Here is a 25714-nt window from a genome sequence, read left to right as displayed (position 1 = left end):
GGGTTCGCCCTCATTGATCGCGTCACGGCTCGCGGTTTTGCTGCGCGCCGAAAAGCCTGATGAACAGTTCGTCATCGGGCGTGCCCGTGTGCGAACACGTCGAAAGCGGCGCGCCGTTCAGCGCGTGTGTCCACCAAAAGCTCGTCGCGCCGTGTGGGTCGAAGTAATGCGCAAGTCCGGGCCAGCCGGCGGGCGCGTCGGCTGGCGACGCCGTATCCGGCACGTCGACATACGTCAGGCGAACCGCCGACAGCGCCGACTCCAACTGTTCCGGCGCCCGGCCATGACGGACCGCGTCGAGCAGCACGGTGCCAAGCTGCCGATAAAAGCCTCCGGCTCGCGCGGTCAGTGCGCTCGAGTAGTCGCCCGCCTCGATCGGGAGCATCGCCACGATGGGGTAGTAGCGCCCTACCCGGTCGCAGCTCGGCGCAATGCAGCCGAGCTGCACGTATCGCGCACCGGTGCCTGCCGGCATGGCGAAGTTCCAAAGCGGCGCGACGGCGTAGTGCCGTTCGAGCGCTCCGGGCCCACGCTGCCGCATCGCCGCCATACCGTGCTGGAGCCAGCGCTCCCACCACCCGGCCAGTGTGTGCGGCAGATGCCGGCTGACGAAGTCGCCCGCGCCAGGCAGCTTTCCGTACCAGGCAGGCGGCGTATCGAAGCCGCGTGGAATCGGCACAGCGATCATGATGTGGAGGCCGGACAGGAAAACGATTCGAGCTGGGGCAGCCGGAACGGATTGCGAACGCTGCTTGCCGTGACCTGCAGCGTGAGCGGCTTCCCATCGATCGTGAACCGCGCAACCATCTGCTCCGGCGCTCGCCCCGCCGACACGGCTGCGCGGTCGAACAACCGATGCAGCGCCCACGAGCCTTCGGTGACGATCCCGCCCGTCGCACCGGAGCTCTCGACGATCTGCAAGCGCACCTGAGCGCTGCCGCGCGTGCCGGGCCAGCGAACGGTTGCCGGCACTTGCGGACCGTGCGCATACCGCACGATCTGGCCATCGACGTCGAGCACCATCTCCGAGATCGACGCATCCATGTCGAGCGGCTTGATCTCGACCGTCGTCTCAGGCACATGCGAGCCTCCCGGGAAGTACGCATCCCGGATCACGGCCGCCTTCTCGAATGAAGAGAGAACCGGCGCGGCCAGCGCCTGTGCGCCTTGTCCTGCGTTGTTGAAGCGCCAGGGCCGTGCCGCTGTATCGACGAGCGGCTGAAGATTCTTCTGGAAGAAGCTGTCCATCAAACCACCCGGTGCGAAAAGCTGCGCGAAATCCGCAGGCGTCACGTCACGCGACGATCCGCGCGCAAACGGATAGCGTCCGCCGATCGCCTGCCTGCAGAACTCGCCGACATTGACGGCCGCATCGTGCGTGACGTTGCGTTCCTGTGCACTCGCCACGCTACCGTTCGCGGCATTGGACAGTTGGTCGAGCATTTCGCGAAATGGCGTGGGCAGCCGGCCCGCCTGGGCGCGTATTCTGTCGGGGACGTCGGAGGGCGGCGGCATGCCGCCGCTGCGCAGCGCGTGGTCGGTCGCCGTGAGGTAGCTATAAAGCTCGTCGATCGTCTTGCGAACCCCATCGAGCGGCTCGGCCGACGATGCCCCCTGGCCGTTCGGACCGAATGCACGGAAACCCGCGAAGTGGCTGTCGACGATGAATTCCGGCCTTGCCGCCGCGCCCGTTCCCGTATTCCCGCTCGAGCCGCTCTCGAACATCTGTGCGAGCGAACTGCGCGCTTCGTCCACCTTGTCCCGCGTCTTCGCACCCGCGGCGAGCGGGCCTTCCGCCGCCTCCTTCCCAAGCGTGGTTTCGCGTGCCACGGCGGCGAAGAGCCGCGTCAACGGAGAATCCGGCGACGACAATATTCGCGCCTCCTGAATGCTTTGCGCGAGCGATGCACCGCCGCGCAGACGTAGGTCGGCCAGATAATCGTCCCACGTCTTGATGTAGTCGTTCAGGTAGAGCTGCCGGACACCGCGCGAGCGCGCCGCCGCTTCATCCGCCGACGCCACCTCCATGCGGTCGAGGTTCAGCACCCAGACTTCCTCGCGTCCGAACGCGTTCACCGCGTCGTCGACGCGCTTATCGAACACACTCCAGTAACCACTTGGCGTGTAGAGACCCGGCAGGCTTTCGCCGAGTCCCTTGCCGCTTCGCCGCTCGAACACGAGCGAGGCATCGGGCCCCGCCGCGTCCGAGAAGTTGAAGTCGTACGGCGCCGTACTCGCGCGCAGCGTATGGATGAGTTGCCCATAGAGCCGCTGCGCGAATGGCACGCGCCGCAACTGATCGCGCTTGTCGGCAACGAGACGTTCGTCCATCGGTATCGGCGACGAGACCACGCGATCGTCGAACAGCGACGCGAGATGGGCACGCAGGGCGCGGCGTTCCGACGACGGCACATCCGCAGGCAACGACCTCTCGATCACGAGATCCAGCACCGCCTGAACGAACACCGGGTCGTAGTGCCCGCTGTCGTACAGCATCAGATACGCCTTCAACACGGCATACGCATACGCACCGTCATCGGCACGCGCGTCTCGCAGGGCCGTTTCCAACCGCCGGGCAGCGAGCGGGAGCAGCGCTGCCTCGAGCTCGCGACGATAGACGGCATCCGCTGCCGCCATCATCCGGTCGCCCTGGAAGAGGCCCCATCGATACGACAGCGGTGGGTGTCCGGGCTCGATACCGCCGGCGGCTGGCCATTCGCGCAGTGCGTCCAACACGGGCAGCAGCTGCGCGATATCGCTGCCATCGCCGATCTTCGCGCGACGCATCTGATCGTTTACGGCCGGCACACGCGCCGCGAGTGCGTCCAGATACGCGCTGTTGTGCAGATAACTGCGCGTCCAGCCGATACCGACTACGCAGAAGACGATCGCGAGCGCGACGTAGGCCGCGGTCGCGCGAACCTTTCGCCGTCGATGCCAGGACAGATCGCTGCCCGCGAGCGACGCCTCGTTGAAGATATGCTCTTGCAACAGCGTCTTCAGGAAGAAGCTGCGGCCGCCGAGCGCGGGCTGCGCCATGGGCGGCGTGCCCTCGATCTTCAAGAAGCGCTTGATGCCTCCCATCACGCGGTCGAACGCCGTGCCCTCCTGCGTGCCGCTCGTCAAATAGATGCCGCGCAACATCGGCATCGGTTCGAATTTCGATGCGGAAAATACCTCCGCGACGAACTGCCCGAGCATGTCTCGCAGATTCGCGAATTGCTGAGGGAGCAGATACGTCAGCTCGCGCTGACGCGCGTCGAGCTGCTCCGCGAGCAATTCCGGCAGCGCATCGTTGAGCCTTCGATGAAGCAGATCGAATTCGCGGTCGAACGCCGCGCGCAGCTGGAAATCGGCGGCCGCCTGCTCGCGCAGCGTGAAGGTAAAGCCCCATACCTGCTCACGCTCCGCGCGCCCGAACGCGCTGAAGTACTCGGTAAAGCCGGCGAGCAGGTCCGCCTTGGTCACGATCAGGTAGACGGGAAACTGGATTCCCAACTGCGCTCGCAGCTCCTGAAGCCGCTTGCGCAATACCATGGCATGCTGAGTCCGCTCGTTCTCGGACGCACTCACCAGATCGGCCACGCTGATCGTCAGCATCGCGCCGTTCAGCGGCTGGCGCGTACGGTACTTCTTCAGCAGTTCGACGAAGCCCTTCCACTCGCCTTCGTCGAGCGCACGGTTGCTTTCGTGCGTCGTGTAGCGTCCCGCGGTATCGATCAACACCGCGTCGTTCGTGAACCACCAATCGCAATGGCGCGTACCGCCTACGCCACGAATGGCCGCGCGACCGAACTGCTCCGCCAGCGGAAACGTGAGCCCCGAGTTCACGAGGGCCGTTGTCTTGCCCGAGCCCGGTGCACCGATGAACACATACCACGGCAACTGATACAGATACTGCTGCGAGAAACGTTCGACCCAGCGCGCAAGGCCGCGGCGCGGCCGATTCGCGACGCCGAAGCGGACTTTTTTCAACAGCGCGACGGCCTCGCCGAATCGTGTACGCAACTCGTCGAGGTCCGGCTGAGGAGGCTCGCCCGCAGGCTGCGCACGGCCGGAGTCGCTACGCAACTGCGCGAGCAACTCGGCATTGAGTCGAGCGGCGTGCCAGTTTCGCCACGCCACACGGGCGCCCCATATCGCCAGCAACACGACGATCGCAAGCATTCTGGCCGCCGCGGTTTCGAGCGGACGGTGGCCGTCGAACGCGACGAGCGGCCCAGCAAACCAGATCAAGGCAGCGAGTGCGAGCACACCCGCGAACGTCCAGGTCTCGCGGCGGTTCAGCACGCGACCGACCCTCGGCAACGAATGGCTTGTCGTCATGGTGTTCCCGCTGCCGGTTGTGCCGAGCCGGCCGTCGGCGCCAGCATCAACGTAATTTCGACGCGCCGGTTGCGCGCGCGCCCCGATGCCGAATCGTTCGGCGCGACGGGATCCATCTCGCCTCGGCCTTGTGCGCTCAGCCGGGCCCGATCGGCGAGGCGCGTGGCCAGCAATCGCTTGACCGCTTCCGCGCGCTCTTGAGACAAGTCCCAGTTCGACGCGAAACGCAGCGTGTGCACGGGTACGTTGTCGGTATAGCCAACCACCGTCACGCTGCCCGCGGTGCCGTTCAGTGCGTCCGCGATGCGCATGAGGACAGGGAGGTAGCGATCGATGACCGCGGTCGAACCCGACGCGAACAGCCCGTCGCCGCGCAGCACGACGACGCTGCGATCGGCCTCGTCCCGTACGGAGACGAGACCGGCGTCGATCTCCGGCTGCAGAAAGTGCGCTAGCCGAGGCGGTGCGGGCGCCACGGGTCGCGGCGCGGCGCTCGCCTGCAGCCGCGGCAGGTGCAATTCGTCGATGGCCGTGAAAAGGCGATCCGCGTGCATCGCCAGCGCAAACCGCAAGCCGGCGAACAGGCCGAGCGCAAGCAGCACGGCGAGCACCGCACACACCCATAGCGGTACCGCGAAGCCGCGCGCTTCGTCGCGCGCCACCGCATCGCGCCAGTGCGGTGACAGACTGGGGTCGTAGTCGCCGCGCGCCGTGCGGATCGTCCGAGCCAACTGACGCCTCAACGCATCGAGCTGTGCGCGACCGTTATCGACGACGCGATATCGCCCCTCGAAGCCGAGCGCCAGGCAAAACTGCAGCAGTTCGAGCAGATCGATGTGCTGCCCCGGCTGCTGCGAGAGTCTCGCGAGTACCTCGAAGAACTTTTCGCCTCCCCAGGTCTCGTTATGAAACGACACGAGCAGACTGTGGGAGGACCAGACGCCGCTTCCCCATGGAGTCAGCGCCGCCGCTTCGTCGAGCGCGGTGCACAGACAATAGCGCGCGGCCATGATCGTTTCCGGCGGCACGCCCGCTTGCTGCGCACGCGTTTCGAACGCGCGGATTTCGACGACGAGATGTTCGCGCAACCAGGCCGGATTCGGATGATGCACGGTCGAGCGAATTTGCGGCACCAGATTGAGTAACGGATTGGCCGCGGCAACGAGCGGGTTGCTGCCGGTTGGCGTGCACTGCCCTGCTACCGCGAATTCCGCTGCAGCGGCGCCGCCAGCCTGGGCGCCGCCGGGATTCGGCGGCACGAAGCCGCCGGCCCCGGCCCCCAAAGAATCGACCGAAAGGTTCATGATGCAGGCCTCTTGCTAACCCCGAATAGCCCAAAGCTCGAGCGAGAGCCCGGGAAACTCTCCTGCCAGATGCAGAGCGAGCGCTCCCGAGCGGTCAAATTGCTTCCACAGCTCGTTGCCCTTCTCCAGCTCGAAATAGGCGTGATCCGCGTGATACGGAATCTGTCGCGGCGCGACGGGCAGCAGACGCACGCCGATGCCCGGCAACTGAAGATGCACGAGGTCGCTGATGCGCTCGACAGGGCCGAGCTTCGCTTGCGCCGGAAATCGCAAGCGCAGGCTGTCCGAAGGCATGTCGCTGCGAACGGCCAGCACGAAGCCCGCATCGCGGCGCAACGTTGGATCCGCCACCGTTGCCACGCGCACTCCGCCACCCGCGTCGCGCAGATCGATACGGATGGCGTTCTGCTCGAGCACTGTCGAGAGCGAACGCCGCAACTCCGTCATCAGCGCGCCGAACGTCGCACGCAGATCGCCGTGCTCGTACACCGGCAAGACTTGCGGCAAGCGGTTGGCGGTCGTGAACGTGCTCAAATCGCAAGCGAGCTTGAGCCAGTCGCGAAAGAGCGTTTCCGGATGAATCTCGACATCCTGCTGCGCGTGCCACGTGAGCCCGAGATACCGGTTGATGAGCTGCAGCAGAAGAAAATCCGCCACCTCGGAGATGCCGCCCTTGCCCGGCTGCGTCAAGCGTTCCGCGAGCGCCTCTGCGCGTTGCGCGAGCATGCCGTGCAGCTCGCACAGGTAAGTGCGCAGTACCGGGTCGCGCTGCGCGGCGAGCCGCGGCGGTATGAAGTCGGCTTCGATCGCCAATTGACCGTTCGCGCGGCGCTCGACGATGTGCATCACGCCGAGCGCTTGCCAGTCGCCGGTCAATTCGGACTCGAGGGCGAGGCGCAGATTCAAACGGCCGATCTGCAACAGCGCGGGCTCGAGCGCAATCGGATTGACATCCGCGATCTCGCGTTCCTCCACGAGGTAGCGGGCCAGCGTACAGGCATCGCCACCGAACGAGACGTCTTCCGCCGACCCGCGCCATAAGGGCAAGGCCAGCACGATGCGCTCGTCCTTGACGTGCGTGCCGATATCGAGCGGCTCCGGCCCATCGTGCAGGTGCGAAAAAGCGAACGGGGTGCCGTCCGGCATGACGCCGGAAGCCGCCAGCAAGCGTACCTTGCCGAGCATGAGTGCTTCGCGATCGATCTCCAGCTCGTCAAAGCCCCAAAAGAGCCTTTGCAGCGGCAAACAGCGCGTCTGCACAAGGCGTTCGAAATGACGCTCGAGCTGTTGAAAATGCTGAGGGCGCAAGAACATGCCTTCGGACCAAATCACGCGCTCGCGCAGCCCCGCAACGGACATCGGCGACATCACCGCATCGTTCATTGCGCCCCCCGGGCGTCAGAACTCAGATCGATGCCGCCATTTCTGACCGCGATCGCGAATTTCGCCTCGCGCGGCGACCCCTGCCAGAATCGCAACGCACTGGGCTGCTTGCCTTCCGGCAGGGCCAGAGTGAGCCTCCACCGATTCGTTTCGAGCGATCGGTATTCGGCGACGATGCCAATGGCGCGTGCTTCGGCGTTGCCCGTATAACGGACAGTCCGAACCTCGCCGGGCCGCAGGATCATCCTGTCGACGCTCAGCAATTGAGCGCCCAGCGCGTTGTCGGGCTTGTCCTGGAGCGCGAAAAACTCCGCGCTCTCGAAGGCAGACGCTGATTTCAGCTGGAATACCTTGAGAACGATCGGAGACGGACGTCCCCGGATGTCCGGATTAACGTCGGCCGCCACATCGAATGTCACCGCGTAAGGTAACGACACCTGGCGGTCGACCGAGCCACACGCGCTCAAAATGAATAAGCACCCGAATAAAATACCAATCCTCGCCCCATATAGCGCTTTCATCTCCCACTACCTTCCATTATCGATTCAACGTTCGCATAACGAATCAATCGTTTCTCGCGGCATAGCCGCACACTAATGAAAATTCGAATTCATTCACTGCCGGACGGATCACCCCGCGAATAGCGCGCGCAAAACGGCTGACGCCCTACCGTTTTTCGGGGTGTCGCCCATACCGCCTTGGATTTTCGGGCGCGCGCCGATAGACGGCGCGCTCGGTCCCACAGCGGAACGCACGAGTTCGCGAAAGCCCCGATACACAAGGGCTCCGGATAAAAAAAGTTTATACAGCACCCAAATAAACTATATACCCCCTCATCTCCGCGAAAGAAAAACGAAAGGTGAAAACTATGTCAAACCGTAAAGTGGGGCGAACTATAGTGGAAAAAATATCGGCATACAAGCGAGCGAGCATTCAATTACCGACCGTACGCACCACCCTTAAATGGATAAATTGAAACAAACAGTAACAAAAGCGAGCACCCATAATCGCCCAGCCTAAAATCCACGACCGAAATCTCGATTTATCTTTCGAGGCGAAGCGGATTACCCTGAATGAAGCATTATTTTCGTGCCAGATTTTTCCCGATCGCCATCGCTGCAGCCCTGGTTGCGTGCAGCACCGTTTCGCCCGAACAGCGCACGGCTCAGGCGACCGTGGACCGAGCTCGTGCCGCCTACGATGCGGGCGATTACCAACGAACGATCGCGCTGCTTTCGCATGCGCATGAAATCGGCGACGCCGACCGCGATACCCAGGTCAGCGCGCACAAGCTGATGGCATTCAGTTACTGCGTGACCAATCGGATCGCTTCGTGTCGCGCCGAGTTCTCGAAGATCCTGGACATCGATCCGCACTTCGAGCTATCGCCCGCGGAAAAAGGACATCCTGTGTGGGGGCCAGCGTTCGAGGCGGCAAAACGCAAGCGCGCGCCATCCTAGCGATCGCGTCGCGGCCGATATCTGAAGCATTTTTCACGGAACAACTGCAGCGACCATGCAATTGATCGTTATCGAACACGCCGGTCGACCGCTCGACCGCGACCGTCGAACCTCGGTCGTGTTTCGTCCGCCGGGCGGCACGATCGGGCGAGACCACGACAACCACCTCGTGCTCAGGGACGAAACGCGGCAGATCTCGCGTTTGCAAGCACTGCTGCAGGTGGGCGAGACATCGTGCTCGCTGAAGAATCTCAGCAGCGTCTCGACGATCGAGGTCAATCGTACGTCGATCGGCTATGCCCAAGTGCAGCTGCTGCAAGCGGGCGACACCATTCGTATCGGCGCCTATCTGCTGCGCGCCGATTTCGACGAAGGCGCGACAGCGACAGCGTCGGCACACGCGCCTTCGGCGCAGCCGCGTACGGCGATCGACGCGCCTGTAGCGCGGGTGGACGACACCCCTCGCGAGGCGCAGTCGCCACCGGCGCCCCCGTCCGATGCGCTTCAAGCATTGCACGCGCTCCCCACCGACCCGCTGAGACTCTTTGCATCGTCGTCCGATGGCGACGCCGGCGAGTTCACCGGTCCGACTGCGGCCGCCGACGCACCGGTTATGGCTTCGAATCCGGTGCCCGAATGGGCGGCGCCGTTTCGTTTGCAGCCGGCGCCTGCTGCGCCGAAAAACGAAGTGCCCGCGAGCGAAACGGCCAGCGCAGACAATAGTGCGACCGGCGGCGACGAGCGCCACGAGTTGACGACAGACCGGCTGCGGGTTGCGCCCGACGTACTGCTGCGCGCATTTTTCGAGGGCGCCGGCCTGGACGCAACGGCACCGGTAGACCGCTGGTCGGCGGAGCAACTGTTCGTCGCGGGCCAGTTGCTGGCGCTTTTCGCCAACGGCACGGTGGAGTTGCTATCGGCACGAAGCATCTTGAAGCGCGAAGTGCGCGCGGACATGACGATGCTCCTCGATCGGGAAAACAACCCGCTCAAGTTGCTGCCCGATGGCGGTGCGGCGCTGCGGCAGATGTTCGGTCTACCGTTCCCGGGCTTCATGTCGCCGCCAAGCGCTGTGAGCGATGCGTTCCAGGATCTCCATGCGCATCAGATCGGCATGGTGGCGGGCATGCGCGCGGCGCTGACCGATTTGCTCGCGCGATTTTCTCCTCAGCGCCTGCTCGATCGCGATGCCGAACCGCGATGGTACGAGCGGATGTGGCCGATGCTGCGCAAGGCTCGGATATGGGAGCGCTATGTCGCGCTGCACCGGGACGTGGTACTTGCCGTCGAGGACGATTTCTCGTCCGTCTTCGGCAAGTCTTTTCTCGGCGCCTACGATGCGGAGGTGGAACGCTACCGCGGCCGCCGTCGCGGCTGAGCATGCTGGCGAATGAAAATATCGCATGCTCAGTACTCCCATGTCGGCAGCAGAACGGTCAATCAGGATGCGATCGGCTGTGACGTGCGGGGCAATCGCGGATGTTTCGTGGTAAGCGATGGCATTGCCGGACGTCCCGGCGGTGACACGGCATCGCAGTTGGCTGTGTCCGCGGCGCTTGCGAAGAGCGCGGCCACGCCATACGGCACCGATGAACTCTTGCGCGCATGCATCGCCGAGGCGAACGGCGCAATCGTTGCCAGGCAGCGGCACGATCCCGCACTTCGGGAGATGGCGGCAACGATCGTCGCGTTGCTGGTCGATAGCGAATTGCGCACGGCACAGTGGGCGCACGTTGGCGACAGCCGCCTTTATCGGTTTCGGCGCGGCCAGCTCGTCGAGCGCACGCGCGACCATAGCCTCGTCCAGCAGCTGGCCGACGCCGGACTGCCGTGCGACGGCCTCAGTCCCGGTCTCCTGCTCCATGCTCTCGGCATGACCGGCGAGGTGCTGCCGGGCTTGAGTTCCGCGATATCCGTCGAAGATGGGGATGCTTTTCTATTGTGTACGGACGGTTTCTGGCAATTGCTGCCTGACGAACTGATCGAGTACTGCCTGCGCGCCGTGCATACGGTGAGCGATTGGTTGACGCTGCTCGCCGATGCGATCAGGCAACGTTCGGAGCTGTCGGGTAGTGTGGACAATTGCTCGGCACTTGCGGTGTGGATCGGCAACCCGGAATCCGTGACGCTCGTTGCAATGCGCTAGCAGCGCAGCCACGCGCAATTGCCATCGCAGCCGGCAAAGGCAAAATCAAAGGGCTACAGATGAAAAGCTCTGTAGCCCTTTGTGTTTTTGGTTGTGGTCTGGACCGATCAATAGAGCCGCAGTAAGCCTATCGCTGATGATCAGCGCCGATTCGTAGATCGGGGTGAAGGGCCCAACCTTCACGAGCTGCGTTTTCGCGAACGGCACGGCCGCAACAAAGAACGCCGCCGAGACCAGCACCACCGCGACGGCGACCTGTTGGTCCCGCGGCTCGGGCCGCAAGGTCGAGACGAACACCCGTGCTTCGTCCCGCGATTCGCTCACTCTCGTCACCCGCGTTCGATGGCGCAGCGCCAGTTCGACGCGCGCATTCGTCTCATGGGACGCGACCGGCGAGTCGCAAAGAAAACAGGCAGCGAGGCGGAAAAATCGACGTGCTGCGATGCTCCGGGCGTGACTTGTGTGACAGTCGAAGGCTCCGATGCTCTGGCTCGCGTCGCGTTCAATCGACTAGAAGAATCGGGACAACCACGGAGGGCCAGCAGCAGTTGAATCGCGTAACGCTACAAGATACAATCACAATGATTAAAAGTTTCGCTCACAAAGGTCTTGAACAGTTTTTCAAGACCGGCAGCAAATCGGGCATCCGCCCGAATCATGCCGGGAAGCTTGCCCGCCAACTGGGGTTGCTCAACGTGGCGACCGCGCCCGAGGAAATGGATTTTCCGGGTTGGCGACTCCATCGGTTGAAAGGCGACATAGCCGGGCACTGGTCTGTCTGGGTGAGCGCAAACTGGCGGCTGACTTTCTGCTTCGTCGGAGAAGACGTCGAAATTGTCAATTATCAGGATTACCACTAGGAAGCATCATGCGCATGCATAACCCGCCGCATCCCGGCGAAACACTCAAGGAGGATGTCTTGCCCGCGTTGGGCTTGAGCGTGACCGAGGCCGCCGAACAACTGGGTGTGTCCCGCGTTGCGCTGTCCCGCGTCCTGAACGGCCGGGCTGCCATCAGTGCCGAAATGGCGATCCGGCTGGCGCAATGGCTGCAAGGAAGTCCGGAAATCTGGCTGCGCGCCCAGTTGCAATACGACTTGTGGCAAGCCGAGCAGAAAAGCACCGCAAAGATAAAGCCAGCAAAACGGCTGGCTGTATAAGCTTGCCTCAAAAAGCACGAAGCCCAGCCGAAATGGCTGGGCTTCGTTGCTTGATACTGGTGGTCGGAGCGAAAGGATTCGAACCTTCGACCCTCTGATCCCAAATCAGATGCGCTACCAGGCTGCGCTACGCTCCGACGAATCCGTGATTCTAGCCTGCCCTCCTGCCAGCGGTCAATCAGATTGCGTTCCGAGAATTTCCACAGCATCGCATCGCAACCATGTCGAACCCGGCACCCGGTTTGCGGGTCAACAAGGTCAGCAGAATCGAATCGATCGGGTTCAACGAAAAAGGAGACGCTCATGAATCTCATCCTCTGGCGTCACGCCGAAGCCGAAGACATCGCGTCGACAGATCTCGCCCGTCAACTGACCTCCCGTGGCCGCAAGCAAGCGCAGACGACGGCCAAATGGCTCAAACACCGTCTGCCGCCCGACGCTCTGATTCTCGCGAGCCCCGCCGCGCGGACCGTCCAGACCGTCGAAGCCTTGACCGATCAATACCGGATCGTCAAAGAGATTGCGCCCGGCGCGCGCGCCGAGGCAGTCCTGACGGCTGCCGGCTGGCCGGGAGGCGCGGCCGAAACGGTCGTGATCGTCGGTCATCAGCCGACGCTCGGCCTCGTGGTCTCGCAGCTCGTAGCGGGAAAAGCCACTGAGTGGTCCGTCAAGAAGTCCGGCATCTGGTGGCTGGAAAGCCGAGCGCGCGACGGCCAGGCGCCGGTGCTGATCCGCGCCGTCATTTCGCCCGATCTCGCCTAGAATCGTCTGACAGTCGAATCGTGAAACATGCGTGTCGCTGATGCGACATGTCATCGCATTTACACGGGTTTGCCATGCGAGCGTCATCGGCGGTTACTACATTGGCAAATACACCGCATTCCTACATTTGATCAGGAACCTTTATGCGAGACCTGCCGACGCCTACCCTGCCCCTCGCTTTCATTCTTCCGCTCGATTCGCGCCGCCGACTTCCCCGCGCGGAGGAAACGATCACCGCGCAGCATCGGCTCCAGGTCGCCTGGGCGCGCACGGACGAAGAACTGCGCGAAGCACAACGGCTGCGCTATCGCGTATTCGCCGAAGAAATGGGTGCACGCGTCGTCGGTCCAGCCGGTCTGGACGTGGACCCGTTCGATCCCTACTGCGATCACCTGCTCGTGCGCGATCTCGATACGCTGAAGGTCGTGGGCACATACCGTGTGCTGCCCCCGCATCAGGCCGCCCGCGTCGGGCGCCTTTATGCCGAAGGCGAGTTCGATCTTTCGCGGCTCGCTCACCTGCGCTCGAAGATGGTCGAAGTCGGTCGCTCATGCGTCCATCCCGACTACCGCAGCGGCTCGGTCATCATGTCGCTATGGGGCGGCTTGGGCGCCTATATGATGCAAAACGGCTATGAAACGATGCTCGGCTGCGCGAGCGTGCCGATGGCCGACGGCGGGCATTTCGCGGCGAACCTCTACGAATCGCTGCGCGACAGCGCGTTGACGGCCCCGGAATATCGAGCGTTCGCGCATACACCGCTACCCGTCGAAGAGCTGCGTACAGGCGCAAAGGTGGCGCCGCCTCCGCTCGTGAAAGGTTATCTGCGGCTCGGCGCGAAAATTTGCGGCGCGCCCGCCTGGGATCCCGACTTCAATTGCGCCGACTTCCTGACGTTGTTCAGGCTCGCCGACATCAACGCGCGTTACGCGCGCCATTTCCTCGGCGAAACGTCTGCCCGCTGAGCGCACCGCCCCGGGGCTCAGTCGTCCGTATAAACGACGCGGTAGCGAATGCCGACCTTCTCCCATTCCGCCGCCTCTTGAACGAGGCTGTAGTCGGTCAATGGATTATTGGCCACCCACTCGTTGGGCAACCTGACTTCATAGCCGTTGCCCTTCTTTCCGACACGAATGCCCGGCAGCCCGAGATCGGCTCGGCGCCGGCACAACAACGCGGCAAGCCGCAGGCAAAACAGCAGCGGCCATTCGACGTCGCGCGTCTGCGCCAGTTTTCCGAGCTTGCCGGCATGGCCGAGCACCAGCGCCGCAAGCCGCGCCTGGTCCGTACGCGAGAACCCGGGCATATCGGCATTGCTCGCGATATAGGCCGAATGCTTGTGATAAGCGCTGTGCGAAATCGACAATCCGATCTCGTGCAGCGCCGCCGCCCATGCGAGGAACATGCGGTCTTCGTCTGCATCGTCGGCGTCGTTCCTATCCGCCCCGCCGAGCTGATCGTAAAAACCGACCGCCAGATCGCGAATACGCTGCGCCTGCGCGCGGTCGACGCCATAGCGGCGCGTGAAGCCTTCGACCGTCACCGCACGCATGTCCTCGTGCTGCGTCCGCCCCAGCAGATCGTAAAGCACGCCGAGACGCAAGGCGCCGTCGGTCGTATCGACGTAATCGACGCCGAGTTCCTCGAACACAGCGAGCATGATCGACAGCCCGCCTGCAAGCACCGGTACGCGATCGGCCTTGAGCGCGATGAGCTTGAGCCGGTTCACGTTCTCGGCTTTGATCAGCGCGCGCTTGAGCCGCTCGAGCCCGCCGCGTGAAATGCCGTGCGAAATGCCGGCATCGTTGAAGCCGTTCGCCTCGACGAGTTCGGCGAGCGCGCGCGCCGTGCCCGACGAGCCGATCGCCTGATCCCAGCCCGCCTTCTTGTACTCGTGCGAAATGATCTGTATCTCGCGTTTCGCCGCGAGCTCGGCCTGCCGCATCGTGTACTCGTCCACGTTGCCGGCGGGGAAGAACTGCCGGCTATGACTCACGCAGCCGATGTAAAGGCTTTCCATGACGAGCGGGGTGTAATGCGAACCGATGATGAACTCGGTCGAGCCGCCGCCGATATCGACCACGAGCCGCTTGCCCGAACTCGCGGGCACGGAATGCGCCGCTCCCGCATAGATGAGCCGCGCTTCCTCCCGCCCGGCGATGACTTCGATCGGAAAGCCGAGCGCCTTCTCGGCCTCGACGAGGAACTCGGGCGCGTTTTTAGCGACCCGCAGCGTGTTCGTGGCGACCGCGCGCACATGATCGGGATGAAAGTCCCGCAGGCGCTCGCCGAAACGTTTGAGCGCATTCCACGCCCGCTCCTGCGACGCGCTGTCGAGCATCTTGTCGGCGGACAGTCCAGCCGCGAGCCGCACGGGTTCGCGCAGCGCATCGACCTGATAGATCTGACTGCCGGCCGGCGTTTCCTCGACGCGACCGACAATGAGGCGGAAGCTGTTCGAGCCGAGATCGACCGAGGCAAGCAAATGCGGGGTGGTAGGCATGAGCGGAAACGTTTCCAGTCGCGCGAGAGGCGCCGCTCCGCGATTTCGAGCGGATGACGGCGCAACGCGGTTCAAAGTCGCCATTTTACGCACATAGGAGGGCACTCCGGTCATTCGCGGGGCACGCCTATCCCTCATTGCGCGTCCGCGCCGAGCAGCCGTCTCAAATTAGATCAATTACCCGTAGAATTGATGACATCGACGTTCATCTAAAAGACATTGGACTGTGAGACTTTCTGAGCAACCGTTCGCTTTTCCATCCGACCCTTCTCACTCACTACTACCGATGTCGGTGCGTTACCCTCTGCTCAATCGGGAATTGGGCATCCTCGGCTTCAACGAGCGCGTGCTCGCCCAGGCCGCTGACCCGGCGATACCGCTGCTGGAACGGCTGCGCTTCATCTGTATCACGAGCAGCAACCTCGACGAATTCTTCGAAATCCGCATGGCCGGATTGCAGGAACAGATGCGCGACAATCCGGGAGCGCTCGCGCCGGACGGCATGTCGCTGCAGCACGTCTACGATCTGGTCGTCGAGCGCGCGCAAAAACTCGTGCATCGCCAATACAGCATGCTGCACGAAACGATATTGCCGGCGCTCGAGGAGCAAGGCATCTACTTTCACGGCAGCGAAGCGTGGACGGCAGCCCAGACGCAGTGGGCGCACCGCTATTTCAACGACGAGCTGCTGCCCGTGCTCACCCCGATCGGGCTCGACCCCGCTCACCCTTTCCCCCGGGTGCTCAACAAGAGCCTGAACTTCGTCATCGAACTCGAAGGCAAGGACGCATTCGGTCGGCAAGCGGTCATGGGCATCGTGCAGGCGCCGCGTGCATTGCCGCGGCTCGTGCGCATGCCGCAGGAGCTCTCGGGGTTCACTCACGGGTTCGTGTTGTTGAGTTCGTTCATGCAGCGTTTCGTGGGCGAGCTTTTTCCGAATCTCGTCGTGCGCAGCTGCAACCAATTCCGGATCACGCGCAACAGCGAGCTATTCGTCGACGAGGACGAAATCACCAATCTGCGCGTCGCCTTGCAAGGCGAGCTGCCGGCACGCCATCTCGGCAATGCGGTACGGCTCGAAGTCTCGGCCGATACGCCGCCTCATCTCCTGCAGCGCCTGCTTGACGAAAGCGGCCTGAGCGAAAAGGACTGTTACCGGGTCGAGGGCCCCGTGAACCTCGTCCGTCTCATGCAGTTGCCGGAGATGGTCGACCGACCCGACCTCAAGTTCGTGCCGCACGTGCCGGCCACATCGGAGCGGCTTGCCAATTCGGCGAATCATTTCGAAACGATCGATCAGGGCGATGTCCTGCTGCACCATCCGTACGAGAGCTTCCAGCCCGTGCTCGAGTTGCTCGTGCAAGCGGCGCAGGATCCGAACGTCATGGCGATCAAGCAGACGATCTATCGCACCGGCACCGACTCGCCACTGATGGACGCGCTGATGCAGGCGGCGCGCAATGGCAAGGAAGTGACCGTCGTCGTCGAGCTGCTCGCACGCTTCGACGAAGAAACGAATATCAATTGGGCATCGCAGCTCGAGGCGGTGGGCGCGCATGTAGTCTATGGCGTCGTGGGCCATAAATGCCATGCGAAGATGATGCTCATCGTGCGCCGCGTGACGGAAAACGGCCGGTCCGTGCTCAAGCGCTACGCGCACCTCGGTACGGGTAATTACCATCCGCGCACGGCAAGGCTCTACAGCGATTTCGGTTTGATGACTTCGGATCAGATGATCTGCGAAGACGTACACCATGTCTTCCAGCAATTGACGGGCATTGGCGGCGAGCTGAAGCTGCACGAGCTTTGGCAGTCTCCGTTCACGCTGCACCCGCGGCTCGTGGAAGCCATTCGCGCTGAGGCGGAAAATGCACGAGCCGGCAAAAAGGCGCGCATCGTCGCAAAGATGAACGCGCTGCTCGAGCCGACCGTGATCGCGGAGCTGTACGAGGCCTCCCAAGCGGGCGTCAAGATCGACCTGATCATACGCGGCGTCTGCTCGTTGCAGCCGGGAGTGGCTGGCCTCTCCGAGAACATCACCGTGCGATCGATCGTGGGCCGGTTTCTCGAGCACCATCGCATCTTCTACTTCTTCTCCAACGGCGACGAACGTGTCTATCTCTCGAGCGCCGACTGGATGGATCGCAACTTCTTCCGCCGCGTCGAAGTCGCCTTCCCGATCCGGGACCGGCGCCTGAAGCGGCGCGTCATCGCCGAAGGGCTTTCCGGCTTCCTCGGCGACAATCAATCCGCCTGGGTCATGCAAAGCGATGGCCACTATCGGCGTTCGCGTCCGGGCAAATCCTCGCGTAACGCGCAAGCGAGCCTGCTGACGAAGTTCGGCTGTTAGCCCCTGGGTTCCGGGCCCACCGCTTACGCGTGCTGAGGTTGGCGGCGTACGGTCCGCTGCGCGGGAAAGCGCACCGTGAAGACACTGCCCCGCCCTTCTTCGCTTTTGACGTCGAGCACGGAATCGTGCCGCTGCAGCACATGCTTGACGATCGCGAGGCCGAGACCGGTGCCGCCTGTGTCGCGCGAACGACTCCGATCGACGCGATAAAAGCGCTCGGTCAGGCGCGGAATGTCGTCTGCGGGAATGCCGAAGCCCGTATCGGTCACCGAAAACGCCGCCGCGCCGCCAACGAGGTGCCATTCCACGCGGATGGACCCGCCATCGGGCGTATAGCGGATCGCATTCGTCACGAGATTGCCGAGCGCACTGAGGATTTCCGTTTCCGTGCCGGTGACGGTCAAGGTGTCATCGCTATCGAACGCGATCTGATGGCGTCCACCCGACAGCGTGGCCGCATCCTCCCGAAGGTGACGCAATACGGCGACCATGTCGATGGCGTGGTCGCTCGGCGGCTTGGCATCGCCTTCGAGCTTCGCCAGCACGAGCAGATCATCGACGATATGACGCATGCGCGACGCTTGCTGCTCCATCAGTTCGAGATAGCGCGCACGGTCCCCTTCGTCGAGCGGGAGCTCGCGCATCGTCTCCAGAAAGCCCGATAGGACCGTCAGCGGCGTCTTCAACTCGTGCGAGACATTGGCGACGAAATCGCGCCGCATCGAGTCGGTCCGCTCGAGCTCGGTGATGTCCGCCGAGAGAACGAGCTTGCGGTTCTCGCCGTAGGGAAATACCTGCACCGACAAGACGTTTTGCCGCTTATCGCCCATGCCGCGCATGATGAGCATCTGCTCGTACCGGTGCGAATTCAGATATCGCACGAACTCGGGATGCCGCACGAGGTGAGTGATGTGCTGGCGCAGATCGCGCCTGGCATCGAGTCCGAAATGCTCTTCGGCAATGGCATTGCACCATTCGATCTGATCGTGATCGTCGAGCATCGCGACGCCGTTCGGCGACGCCTGGATGGCCTGAATGAAGCGCGAATGTTGCTGCTCGACCTGACGCACCTGCGCGTGCCAGCGCTTCGCGAGCTTATGCAGCCGATAGTAGATCTCGCCCCAGACGCCCGGTGCGCTCGGGACCTGTCCGTAGACGGGCGCATCGAGCAGGCGCCAGAGCCTTTCCGTGTGATACGTGCCGAAGAGGCTTTGCACGACGAGCACGACGAGTGCGAACGCGAGCGCCCATTTGACGCCGGCGAACGCACCGATGGCGGCGCTCGCGATTGCCAGCAGCACCAGCGATACGAGCGAGCGCGCCCAGATGATATTCATGCCTGCACGTGTTCGAAGAGCGAAAAATGGAACGCCGGTGCCCGGATCATGCGCTCTTGGCGAGCCGGTAGCCGCTGCCGCGCACCGTTTCGATCATAGCATCGCAGCCGGCCGGCTTGAGCGCGGCGCGCAAGCGCTTGATGTGCACGTCGACCGTCCGCTCTTCGACGAATACGTGATCGCCCCAGACCTGGTCGAGCAGTTGCGTACGGCTATGTACACGCTCCGGATGTGTCATGAAAAAATGCAGCAGCCGGAATTCAGTGGGACCGAGATCGAGCTTGATCTCGCTGCCATCGGCATGTGCCGCGACGCGGTGCGTGGCCGGGTCGAGCTTGAGTCCGTTGATGGCCACGATGTCTTCCGTCAGTTGCGGAGCGCGCCGACGCAACACAGCCTTGATGCGGGCCATCAATTCCTTCGGCGAAAACGGCTTCGTGACGTAATCGTCCGCACCGATTTCAAGACCCAGTACCTTGTCCTGCTCGTCACCACGCGCGGTCAGCATGATGATCGGAATATGTTTCGTGCGCTCGTTGTTGCGCAGGTCGCGCGCAAACGCGATACCCGACTTGCCCGGCAACATCCAGTCGAGCAAGACGAGATCGGGCAGCACGTCGCTGATCAGCGACTGCGCCTGTTCCGCGTTGTAGGCGCGGATCGGACAATGACCCGCATGCTGCAGGTTGATCGAGATCAGCTCCGAAATGGCGGGCTCATCTTCGATGATGAGAATGCTGCTCGGCATCGTCACCTCTTGAGACGTTAACTAAGCGCTTCGCGTTCGAGCGCGTCGCGCGACTTGTGCCGCACGTCCGTGCCCTTCACGATGTAAATGATGAATTCGGCGATGTTCTTCGCGTGGTCGCCGATCCGCTCGATCGCCTTCGCGATGAACAGGTACTCGAGGCCCGCCGAGATCGTGCGCGGGTCTTCCATCATGTACGTGACGAGCTTGCGCACGAATGCGCGAAACTCCTCGTCGATCGCCTTGTCGTCCCGCACGATCTGCGCCGCCGCCACGGTATCGAGACGCGCGAACGCATCCAATGCGCGGCGCAGGATCGTCACGGCCATATCGCCCGAGACCTTGATCTCGGCGATATTGACGGTGCGCGCCGCTGCGTCTTCCATGAGCCGCTTCACACGCTTGGCAATTTTCTCGGCCTCGTCGCCCGCGCGCTCGAGGTTCGTGATCGTCTTCGAGATCGCGAGCAGCAAGCGCAGGTCCCGCGCCGCCGGCTGCCGGCGCGCGATGATGTTGCTGCACTCCTCGTCGATCGCGACTTCCATCGTATTGACGGTTTCCTCAGCGGCGATCACTTGGTCGGCAATCTCCGCGTCGAATGCATTGAGCGCCTGCATCGCGCGCGTGATCTGCGCTTCGATCAGACCGCCCATTTCGAGCACTTTCGACGAAAGAAGATTGAGATCCGCGTCGAACTGGCTGGACAGGTGCTTATCGGACATGGTGAACTCCCTCTCGATTCATCAGCCGAATCGGCCGGTGATGTAGTCCTCGGTTTCCTTGCGGACCGGCTTGATGAAAATCTTCTCGGTGTCGCCGAACTCGATCAGTTCGCCGAGATACATGTACCCGGTGTAATCGGAACAGCGCGCGGCCTGCTGCATGTTGTGCGTGACGATGACGACCGTGTAATCGTTCTTGAGCTCGGCGATGAGCTCCTCCACGCGCCCTGTCGAAATGGGGTCCAGCGCCGAGCAGGGCTCGTCGAGCAACAGCACTTCCGGCCGGATCGCGATGCCGCGCGCGATGCAAAGCCGCTGCTGCTGCCCGCCCGACAGGCCGTAGCCGCTCTGATTGAGCTTGTCCTTGACCTCGTTCCAGAGCGCCGCTTTCGTCAGCGCCCATTCGACGCGATCGTCCATTTCCGAGCGCGACAACGACTCGAACATTTTCACGCCGAATGCGATGTTGTCATAGATCGACATCGGAAACGGCGTCGGCTTCTGGAACACCATGCCGACGCGCGCGCGCAGCAGCGAAATATCGCGCTTGCTCGTCAGCAGATCCTCGCCGTCCATGATGATGGCGCCCTCGGCGCGCTGCTCCGGATACAGCGCGAACATCTTGTTGAACGTACGCAGCAGCGTGGACTTTCCGCAACCCGAGGGTCCGATGAACGCCGTCACCTTGCCCTCGGGAATCTGCATGTTGATGTTCTTGAGCGCGTGGTACTTGCCGTAATAGAAGTTCAGGTTCTTGACTTCGATCTTCGGAGCCGCCGGCGCGAGCGCCGAATCGCCGTGCGCGGGATCGAAGCCGGCCGGCGCCGCTGGGCGCTCGATGGGGTTCAAATGAGACTCTGCCATGTTCATAGGGTCGCTCCGCCGTCACTTCTTGTGGAACATCGCGCGCGCGAGGATATTGAGTCCGAGCACACCGAGCGTAATCAGAAACACCCCGGCCCAGGCAAGCGATTGCCACTGCGGGAACGGGCTCATTGCGAACTTGTAGATGGTCACCGGCAGGTTCGCGATCGGTTGCCCCATATCGGTCGAGAAGAACTGGTTCGACAACGCGGTAAAGAGCAGCGGCGCAGTCTCGCCGGCGATACGCGCCACCGCGAGCAGCACGCCGGTCACGACGCCGGCGAGCGATGCCTTCAGCGTCACCGATAGAATCATGCGCCACTTCGGCACACCGAGCGCGAATGCCGCTTCGCGCAATGCGTTCGGCACGAGCAGCAGCATGTTTTCGGTCGTACGGATCACGATCGGAACCTGCAGCAAGGCGAGCGCGAGGGCGCCGGCCCAGCCGGAGAAGTGGCCCACCTTGGCGACCACGACCGCATAGACGAACAGCCCGATGACGATCGACGGCGCCGACAACAGGATGTCATTGATGAAGCGCGTGGTATTCGCAAACCAGCCCTTCTTCCCGTACTCGGCCAGATAGACGCCGGCGAGCACGCCGATCGGGGTACCGATGACCGTCGCAACGAGGACGAGAACCAGACTGCCGACGATGGCATTCGCCAGACCGCCGCCGTCCGTATTGGGCGGCGGCGTGGACTGCGTGAACAGTTGGACCGAAAGACCGCCCACGCCGAGACTCAGCGTCGTATAGAGAATCCACACGAGCCAGAGCAGGCCGAACGCCATCGCTGCGAGCGACAACGCCAGCGCGAACGCATTGATGCGGCGGCGGTGGCGCTGCAGGCGGTCGCGCGTTGCCGCGAAGACTTCGGGGCTCGCCGAACCGGGTATATGTTGAGCGGGACGGTTCATTTGGTGCCCTCGCCTTGCTCGAGCCTCAGCAGCATGAATTTGGAAAACGCGAGCACGATGAACGTAATCACGAACAGGATCAGGCCCAACTCCATCAATGCGGACGTGTGCAAACCCGGCGAAGCTTCGGCGAACTCGTTCGCGAGCGCGGAAGTGATGCTGTTGCCCGGCGCAAAGAGCGACACGCTGCTCAAGAGATTCGTATTACCGATGACGAACGTGACGGCCATCGTCTCGCCGAGCGCGCGTCCGAGCCCCAGCATGATGCCGCCGATGACGCCGTTTTTCGTGAACGGCAGCACGATCCTCCACATGACCTCCCAGGTCGTGCAACCGATCCCATAAGCCGACTCCTTGAGCAGTACGGGCGTCACTTCGAAGACGTCCCGCATGACCGAGGCGATGTACGGAATGATCATGATGGCGAGGATCACCCCCGCGCACAAAATGCCGATACCGATCGGCGGCCCCTGGAAGAGCGCGCCGACTAACGGAATCGAACCGAGTACCTCGCCGATGGGCTTTTGGAAAAAGCGCGCGAAGATCGGCGCGAACACGAGCAAGCCCCACATACCGTAGACGATCGACGGAATGGCAGCCAGCAATTCGATGGCGATGCCGAGCGGCCGGCGCAACCACGTCGGCGAGAGCTCGGTCAGGAACAGCGCGATGCCGAAGCTGACTGGCACCGCGATGATGAGTGCGATGAGCGACGTGGCGATCGTGCCGTAGATCGGGACCAGCGCGCCGAAGGTGTCGTTGGGCGGATCCCAATCGGCGGTCCACAGAAAGCTCAGACCGAACTTGTGGATCGTCGGCAACGAGGCGACGAAAAGCGAGACGATGATCCCGCCAAGCGAAAGGAGCGTGACGATCGCGGCAAGCCGGGCGAGACCGCCGAAGACGATATCGCCCAACCGGCTGGGCTCTTTTTGCGCCTGACTGGCCGGCGGCGATGCGACGTTGATCTCGGACATGTCTGCGTAATCCTTTGCCGCACTGTTCGCCATGCGGCCGGTGGCGTTACCCGGGGAGAAGGCGCTGTGGCCCTTCCCCGGGCGTCCTCTGGACCGGCTTACTCAGCCAGCGCCTTGCCCGAACCGTCCTTCACCTTCGCTTTCCACTGCGTACGGATTTCCGAAACGACCGACTGCGGCAGCGAGATGTAGTCGAGGCTGTCCGCCGCCGGCGTACCGTTCTTGAACGCCCAGTCGAAGAACTTCAGCGTTTCCTTGCCCTGCTCGGGCTTGTCCTGCGCAGTATGCAGCAGCACGAAGGTCGCGCCGACGACCGGCCATGCGTCCTTGCCCGGCTCGTTCGTGAGGATCTGGTAGAACGACTTCTTCCAGTCCGCGCCCGCCGCCGCTGCCTTGAACGTCTCCGTCTTCGGCTCGACAACCGTACCCGCGCTGTTCTTGAGCGACGTGTAGGTCATGTGGTTCTGCTTCGCGTAGGCCCACTCGACGTAGCCGATCGCGCCCGGCAGACGTTGCACGAATGCGGCGACGCCATCGTTGCCCTTGCCGCCCGTACCGGTCGGCCAATTGACCGTCGTGCCTTCGCCGATCTTCGACTTCCACTCGGGGTTGACCTGCGAGAGGTAATGCGTCCAGATGAACGACGTGCCCGAGCCGTCGGCGCGGCGGACCACGGCGATATCGGTATCGGGCAGCTTGGCTTTCGGGTTCAACGCAACGATCGCCGGATCGTTCCACTTCTTGATCTTGCCGAGATAGATGTCGCCGAGTACTTCGCCCGACAAAACGAGTTCGCCTGCCTTCACGCCCGGCACGTTGACGACAGGCACCACGCCGCCGACCACCGTCGGGAACTGAAAGAGACCGTCCTTGGCCAGAGCGTCGTCCTTCAGCGGAGCGTCCGAGCCCGCGAAATCGACGGTCTTGGCGATGATCTGCTTGATGCCACCCGACGAGCCGATGCCTTGGTAGTTGACCTTGGCGCCACCGCTCTTCTGATAGGCGTCGGCCCATTTGGTGTAGATCGGTGCGGCGAACGTGCTGCCCGCGCCGGTAATGTCAGCGGCTTGCGCGGAGAGCGCGAAAAGCGCTGCGGCAACGCCGGCGAACGCAGTCTGCATCAATTTCATGGATTACCCCCAGTGGTGTGGTCGTGTGGATCGACACCGGGGAGATTAGGTAGTTATTGTGACAGTAATATGACCGGAAGTTGACGCTTTATCATGGTCGCGCTGACACGATGAAGCGATTTTTTCAGAAATTGACCGACGATAGGTCGAATTTTGGGGACGAAGACGACAAAACTTCGCGGCCGGAATATGACGACCGGTCAGCAAAAACTACATGAACGAAACGCCGCGAATCGCGGCGTTTTTTCCGTTCCGGCGCCCTACGCCGTCTCGCGCTCCGCCACCTGGGCAATGTTTTCGGCGCAACGCACGGCGAGCTCGCGTTCGCGCGCTTCGACCATGACACGCAACACCGGCTCCGTGCCGGAGGCCCGAATCAGCACGCGGCCATTGCCGGCCAGCAAACGTTCGGCTTCCGCAACTGCACGCCCCAGCGCAGCGCTTTCCTTCCACTTGGCGCCCGCGCGCATCCGTACGTTGATGAGCTTTTGCGGGAACAGCGTCAAATCGGCCAGATGCTCCGCCAATGTGCGGCCGCTGCGCTTGAGCGCAGCCAGGACGAGCAGCGCCGATACGATGCCATCGCCGGTGCTGTGGCGATCGAGCGAGAGGATATGGCCCGAGCCCTCCGCGCCAAGCTGCCACCCATGTTCGTGCAACTGCTCGAGCACGTAGCGGTCGCCCACCGCCGCACGGACGAATTGCACCCCTTCACGGACCAGCGCCACTTCCACTGCCATGTTGGTCATCAGCGTTCCGACGGCGCCGGCTACCCGGCCTTCGGTCGCGATCCGATCCTTCACGAGCAGATAAAGCAATTCGTCGCCGTTATAGAGCCGCCCCTCGCCGTCGACGATCTGCAGGCGATCCGCATCCCCGTCGAGCGCAATACCGAGATCGGCACGATTCGCGAGTACGGCGCGCACGAGCGCATCGGGCGCCGTCGCGCCGACGCCGTCGTTGATATTGAAGCCATTCGGCGCGACGCCGATCGAGATGACCTCGGCTCCGAGTTCGTGGAACACGTGCGGCGCGATGTGATAGGCCGCACCGTGCGCGCAATCGAGAACGATCTTCAATCCGTGAAGATCGAAGGCGGCTGGGAACGTGCTCTTGCAGAATTCGATGTAGCGTCCCGCCGCGTCGTCGAGCCGCCGCGCCTTGCCGAGCCGCTCGGACGGCGCGCATTCCAATGGCTCGTCGAGTGCGCTTTCGATCATCGCTTCGACCTCGTCGGGAAGCTTGTTGCCGTCCGCGCTGAAAAACTTGATGCCGTTATCGTAGTAAGGATTGTGCGATGCGCTGATCACCACGCCCGCCGAGAGCCGCAGCGCCCGCGTCAGATAGGCGACGGCCGGCGTCGGCATCGGCCCGGCCAGCATCACATCCACTCCCGCCGCCGAGAACCCGGCTTCGAGGGCGGCTTCCAGCATGTAGCCGGATACGCGCGTGTCCTTGCCGATCAGCACCGTGGGCCGCGAGCCAGGCTTGGCCACACGGCGGTCCGCGCCCGCCAGCACCTTTCCGGCAGCGTAGCCGAGCCGCAATACGAAATCGGGCGTAATGGGCGCCTCACCGACTTTGCCCCGCACTCCATCGGTACCGAAATAGCGTCGTGCCATTCT

Annotated in this window: 23 protein-coding genes and 1 tRNA gene; 8 read left to right on the top strand and 16 right to left on the bottom strand. The window is 62.9% G+C overall.

Features of this window, described 5'->3' with window-relative positions; genetic code table 11:
- Positions 1–22: 22 nt before the first annotated feature.
- From tagF to tssJ, 5 genes are read right to left on the bottom strand one after another with little or no spacing between them, the layout of a single operon-like run.
- A complete protein-coding gene (gene tagF / locus ACR9ZC_RS13045) occupies positions 23–688 on the bottom strand; it encodes a type VI secretion system-associated protein TagF (protein WP_481580590.1) in 666 nt (221 codons plus the stop codon).
- Positions 685–4326, bottom strand: a complete 3642-nt coding sequence (gene tssM, locus ACR9ZC_RS13040; RefSeq protein ID WP_481580589.1) for a type VI secretion system membrane subunit TssM — start codon at positions 4324–4326, stop codon at positions 685–687. The genes tagF and tssM overlap by 4 nt, the downstream gene beginning before the upstream one ends.
- Entirely contained in the window at positions 4323–5630 is a 1308-nt protein-coding gene (locus ACR9ZC_RS13035) for a DotU family type VI secretion system protein (protein ID WP_481580588.1), read from the bottom strand. The genes tssM and ACR9ZC_RS13035 overlap by 4 nt, the downstream gene beginning before the upstream one ends.
- A 15-nt stretch (positions 5631–5645) precedes the next feature.
- Entirely contained in the window at positions 5646–7013 is a 1368-nt protein-coding gene (tssK, locus tag ACR9ZC_RS13030) for a type VI secretion system baseplate subunit TssK (protein WP_481580587.1), read from the bottom strand.
- Positions 7010–7534 carry a type VI secretion system lipoprotein TssJ gene (gene tssJ / locus ACR9ZC_RS13025; RefSeq protein WP_481580586.1) on the bottom strand — a complete coding sequence of 175 codons (525 nt, stop codon included), beginning with the start codon at positions 7532–7534 and terminating at the stop codon, positions 7010–7012. Before tssJ ends, tssK begins: the two co-directional genes overlap by 4 nt.
- A 552-nt stretch (positions 7535–8086) precedes the next feature.
- Between tssJ and ACR9ZC_RS13020 the strand changes: the two genes are divergently transcribed.
- From ACR9ZC_RS13020 to ACR9ZC_RS13010, 3 genes are read left to right on the top strand one after another with little or no spacing between them, the layout of a single operon-like run.
- Entirely contained in the window at positions 8087–8473 is a 387-nt protein-coding gene (locus ACR9ZC_RS13020; protein ID WP_481580585.1) for a TssQ family T6SS-associated lipoprotein, read from the top strand.
- A gap of 55 nt (positions 8474–8528) precedes the next feature.
- Complete coding sequence (gene tagH, locus ACR9ZC_RS13015; protein WP_481580584.1) at positions 8529–9851, top strand: type VI secretion system-associated FHA domain protein TagH; 1323 nt, start codon at positions 8529–8531, stop codon at positions 9849–9851.
- A 12-nt stretch (positions 9852–9863) separates the two neighbouring features.
- On the top strand, positions 9864–10619 hold the full coding sequence (locus ACR9ZC_RS13010; protein WP_481580583.1) for a PP2C family protein-serine/threonine phosphatase: 756 nt from the start codon (positions 9864–9866) through the stop codon (positions 10617–10619).
- 45 nt (positions 10620–10664) lie between these two features.
- On the opposite strand, the gene ACR9ZC_RS13005 is transcribed toward ACR9ZC_RS13010, so the two are convergent.
- Entirely contained in the window at positions 10665–10916 is a 252-nt protein-coding gene (locus ACR9ZC_RS13005) for a hypothetical protein (RefSeq protein ID WP_481580582.1), read from the bottom strand.
- Positions 10917–11200: 284 nt separating this feature from the next.
- Here ACR9ZC_RS13005 and ACR9ZC_RS13000 point away from each other — a divergent pair, with 284 nt between their 5' ends.
- Both ACR9ZC_RS13000 and ACR9ZC_RS12995 read left to right on the top strand, forming a co-directional pair.
- Entirely contained in the window at positions 11201–11479 is a 279-nt protein-coding gene (locus ACR9ZC_RS13000) for a type II toxin-antitoxin system RelE/ParE family toxin (protein WP_481580581.1), read from the top strand.
- Between the two features lie 5 nt (positions 11480–11484).
- A complete protein-coding gene (locus ACR9ZC_RS12995; protein ID WP_440560258.1) occupies positions 11485–11778 on the top strand; it encodes a HigA family addiction module antitoxin in 294 nt (97 codons plus the stop codon).
- A gap of 60 nt (positions 11779–11838) precedes the next feature.
- Here ACR9ZC_RS12995 and ACR9ZC_RS12990 read toward each other — a convergent pair.
- Positions 11839–11915 (bottom strand) — tRNA-Pro (locus ACR9ZC_RS12990).
- 166 nt (positions 11916–12081) lie between these two features.
- On the opposite strand from ACR9ZC_RS12990, the gene ACR9ZC_RS12985 reads away from it, so the two are divergent.
- Complete coding sequence (locus tag ACR9ZC_RS12985; RefSeq protein WP_481580580.1) at positions 12082–12540, top strand: SixA phosphatase family protein; 459 nt, start codon at positions 12082–12084, stop codon at positions 12538–12540.
- A 143-nt stretch (positions 12541–12683) separates the two neighbouring features.
- The gene (locus ACR9ZC_RS12980) at positions 12684–13505 is read left to right on the top strand and encodes a GNAT family N-acetyltransferase (protein WP_481580579.1); all 822 of its coding nucleotides are present in this window, start codon (positions 12684–12686) and stop codon (positions 13503–13505) included.
- A gap of 17 nt (positions 13506–13522) precedes the next feature.
- On the opposite strand, the gene ppx is transcribed toward ACR9ZC_RS12980, so the two are convergent.
- Complete coding sequence (ppx, locus tag ACR9ZC_RS12975) at positions 13523–15127, bottom strand: exopolyphosphatase (protein ID WP_481580578.1); 1605 nt, start codon at positions 15125–15127, stop codon at positions 13523–13525.
- 202 nt (positions 15128–15329) lie between these two features.
- Here ppx and ppk1 point away from each other — a divergent pair, with 202 nt between their 5' ends.
- A complete protein-coding gene (gene ppk1, locus ACR9ZC_RS12970; protein ID WP_481580577.1) occupies positions 15330–17393 on the top strand; it encodes a polyphosphate kinase 1 in 2064 nt (687 codons plus the stop codon).
- Between the two features lie 23 nt (positions 17394–17416).
- Here ppk1 and phoR read toward each other — a convergent pair whose 3' ends face one another.
- The 8 genes from phoR to glmM form a co-directional block, all read right to left on the bottom strand.
- On the bottom strand, positions 17417–18730 hold the full coding sequence (gene phoR, locus ACR9ZC_RS12965; RefSeq protein WP_481580576.1) for a phosphate regulon sensor histidine kinase PhoR: 1314 nt from the start codon (positions 18728–18730) through the stop codon (positions 17417–17419).
- A gap of 46 nt (positions 18731–18776) precedes the next feature.
- A complete protein-coding gene (gene phoB / locus ACR9ZC_RS12960) occupies positions 18777–19478 on the bottom strand; it encodes a phosphate regulon transcriptional regulator PhoB (RefSeq protein WP_173260138.1) in 702 nt (233 codons plus the stop codon).
- A gap of 17 nt (positions 19479–19495) precedes the next feature.
- Positions 19496–20200 (bottom strand): phosphate signaling complex protein PhoU, encoded by a 705-nt coding sequence (phoU, locus tag ACR9ZC_RS12955; protein WP_481580575.1) that lies wholly within the window; start codon positions 20198–20200, stop codon positions 19496–19498.
- Positions 20201–20221: 21 nt separating this feature from the next.
- Positions 20222–21070 carry a phosphate ABC transporter ATP-binding protein PstB gene (gene pstB, locus ACR9ZC_RS12950; protein WP_331567303.1) on the bottom strand — a complete coding sequence of 283 codons (849 nt, stop codon included), beginning with the start codon at positions 21068–21070 and terminating at the stop codon, positions 20222–20224.
- 15 nt (positions 21071–21085) lie between these two features.
- Positions 21086–21982 (bottom strand): phosphate ABC transporter permease PstA, encoded by an 897-nt coding sequence (pstA, locus tag ACR9ZC_RS12945; RefSeq protein ID WP_481580574.1) that lies wholly within the window; start codon positions 21980–21982, stop codon positions 21086–21088.
- On the bottom strand, positions 21979–22959 hold the full coding sequence (gene pstC, locus ACR9ZC_RS12940; RefSeq protein WP_481580573.1) for a phosphate ABC transporter permease PstC: 981 nt from the start codon (positions 22957–22959) through the stop codon (positions 21979–21981). The genes pstA and pstC overlap by 4 nt, the downstream gene beginning before the upstream one ends.
- A 98-nt stretch (positions 22960–23057) precedes the next feature.
- On the bottom strand, positions 23058–24089 hold the full coding sequence (gene pstS / locus ACR9ZC_RS12935; RefSeq protein ID WP_331567297.1) for a phosphate ABC transporter substrate-binding protein PstS: 1032 nt from the start codon (positions 24087–24089) through the stop codon (positions 23058–23060).
- Positions 24090–24349: 260 nt separating this feature from the next.
- Positions 24350–25711, bottom strand: coding sequence for a phosphoglucosamine mutase (gene glmM / locus ACR9ZC_RS12930; protein WP_331567295.1), 1362 nt, complete (start codon positions 25709–25711; stop codon positions 24350–24352).
- Positions 25712–25714: the final 3 nt, after the last annotated feature.

Source organism: Trinickia sp. HAY1-2D, from assembly GCF_056754935.1.
The sequence above is the reverse complement of the archived record's forward strand: the minus strand, read 5'-3'. Positions and strand labels throughout refer to the sequence as shown.

Excerpts from the sequence above, each read along its gene's own strand:
- tagF (WP_481580590.1), bottom strand. The coding sequence starts at position 688 with ATGATCGCTGTGCCGATTCCACGCGGCTTCGATACGCCGCCTGCCTGG.
- tssM (WP_481580589.1), bottom strand. The coding sequence starts at position 4,326 with ATGACGACAAGCCATTCGTTGCCGAGGGTCGGTCGCGTGCTGAACCGC.
- ACR9ZC_RS13035 (WP_481580588.1), bottom strand. The coding sequence starts at position 5,630 with ATGAACCTTTCGGTCGATTCTTTGGGGGCCGGGGCCGGCGGCTTCGTG.
- tssK (WP_481580587.1), bottom strand. The coding sequence starts at position 7,013 with ATGAACGATGCGGTGATGTCGCCGATGTCCGTTGCGGGGCTGCGCGAG.
- tssJ (WP_481580586.1), bottom strand. The coding sequence starts at position 7,534 with ATGAAAGCGCTATATGGGGCGAGGATTGGTATTTTATTCGGGTGCTTA.
- ACR9ZC_RS13020 (WP_481580585.1), top strand. The coding sequence starts at position 8,087 with ATGAAGCATTATTTTCGTGCCAGATTTTTCCCGATCGCCATCGCTGCA.
- tagH (WP_481580584.1), top strand. The coding sequence starts at position 8,529 with ATGCAATTGATCGTTATCGAACACGCCGGTCGACCGCTCGACCGCGAC.
- ACR9ZC_RS13010 (WP_481580583.1), top strand. The coding sequence starts at position 9,864 with ATGAAAATATCGCATGCTCAGTACTCCCATGTCGGCAGCAGAACGGTC.
- ACR9ZC_RS13000 (WP_481580581.1), top strand. The coding sequence starts at position 11,201 with ATGATTAAAAGTTTCGCTCACAAAGGTCTTGAACAGTTTTTCAAGACC.
- ACR9ZC_RS12985 (WP_481580580.1), top strand. The coding sequence starts at position 12,082 with ATGAATCTCATCCTCTGGCGTCACGCCGAAGCCGAAGACATCGCGTCG.
- ACR9ZC_RS12980 (WP_481580579.1), top strand. The coding sequence starts at position 12,684 with ATGCGAGACCTGCCGACGCCTACCCTGCCCCTCGCTTTCATTCTTCCG.
- ppx (WP_481580578.1), bottom strand. The coding sequence starts at position 15,127 with ATGGCGACTTTGAACCGCGTTGCGCCGTCATCCGCTCGAAATCGCGGA.
- ppk1 (WP_481580577.1), top strand. The coding sequence starts at position 15,330 with ATGTCGGTGCGTTACCCTCTGCTCAATCGGGAATTGGGCATCCTCGGC.
- phoR (WP_481580576.1), bottom strand. The coding sequence starts at position 18,730 with ATGAATATCATCTGGGCGCGCTCGCTCGTATCGCTGGTGCTGCTGGCA.
- phoB (WP_173260138.1), bottom strand. The coding sequence starts at position 19,478 with ATGCCGAGCAGCATTCTCATCATCGAAGATGAGCCCGCCATTTCGGAG.
- phoU (WP_481580575.1), bottom strand. The coding sequence starts at position 20,200 with ATGTCCGATAAGCACCTGTCCAGCCAGTTCGACGCGGATCTCAATCTT.
- pstB (WP_331567303.1), bottom strand. The coding sequence starts at position 21,070 with ATGAACATGGCAGAGTCTCATTTGAACCCCATCGAGCGCCCAGCGGCG.
- pstA (WP_481580574.1), bottom strand. The coding sequence starts at position 21,982 with ATGAACCGTCCCGCTCAACATATACCCGGTTCGGCGAGCCCCGAAGTC.
- pstC (WP_481580573.1), bottom strand. The coding sequence starts at position 22,959 with ATGTCCGAGATCAACGTCGCATCGCCGCCGGCCAGTCAGGCGCAAAAA.
- pstS (WP_331567297.1), bottom strand. The coding sequence starts at position 24,089 with ATGAAATTGATGCAGACTGCGTTCGCCGGCGTTGCCGCAGCGCTTTTC.
- glmM (WP_331567295.1), bottom strand. The coding sequence starts at position 25,711 with ATGGCACGACGCTATTTCGGTACCGATGGAGTGCGGGGCAAAGTCGGT.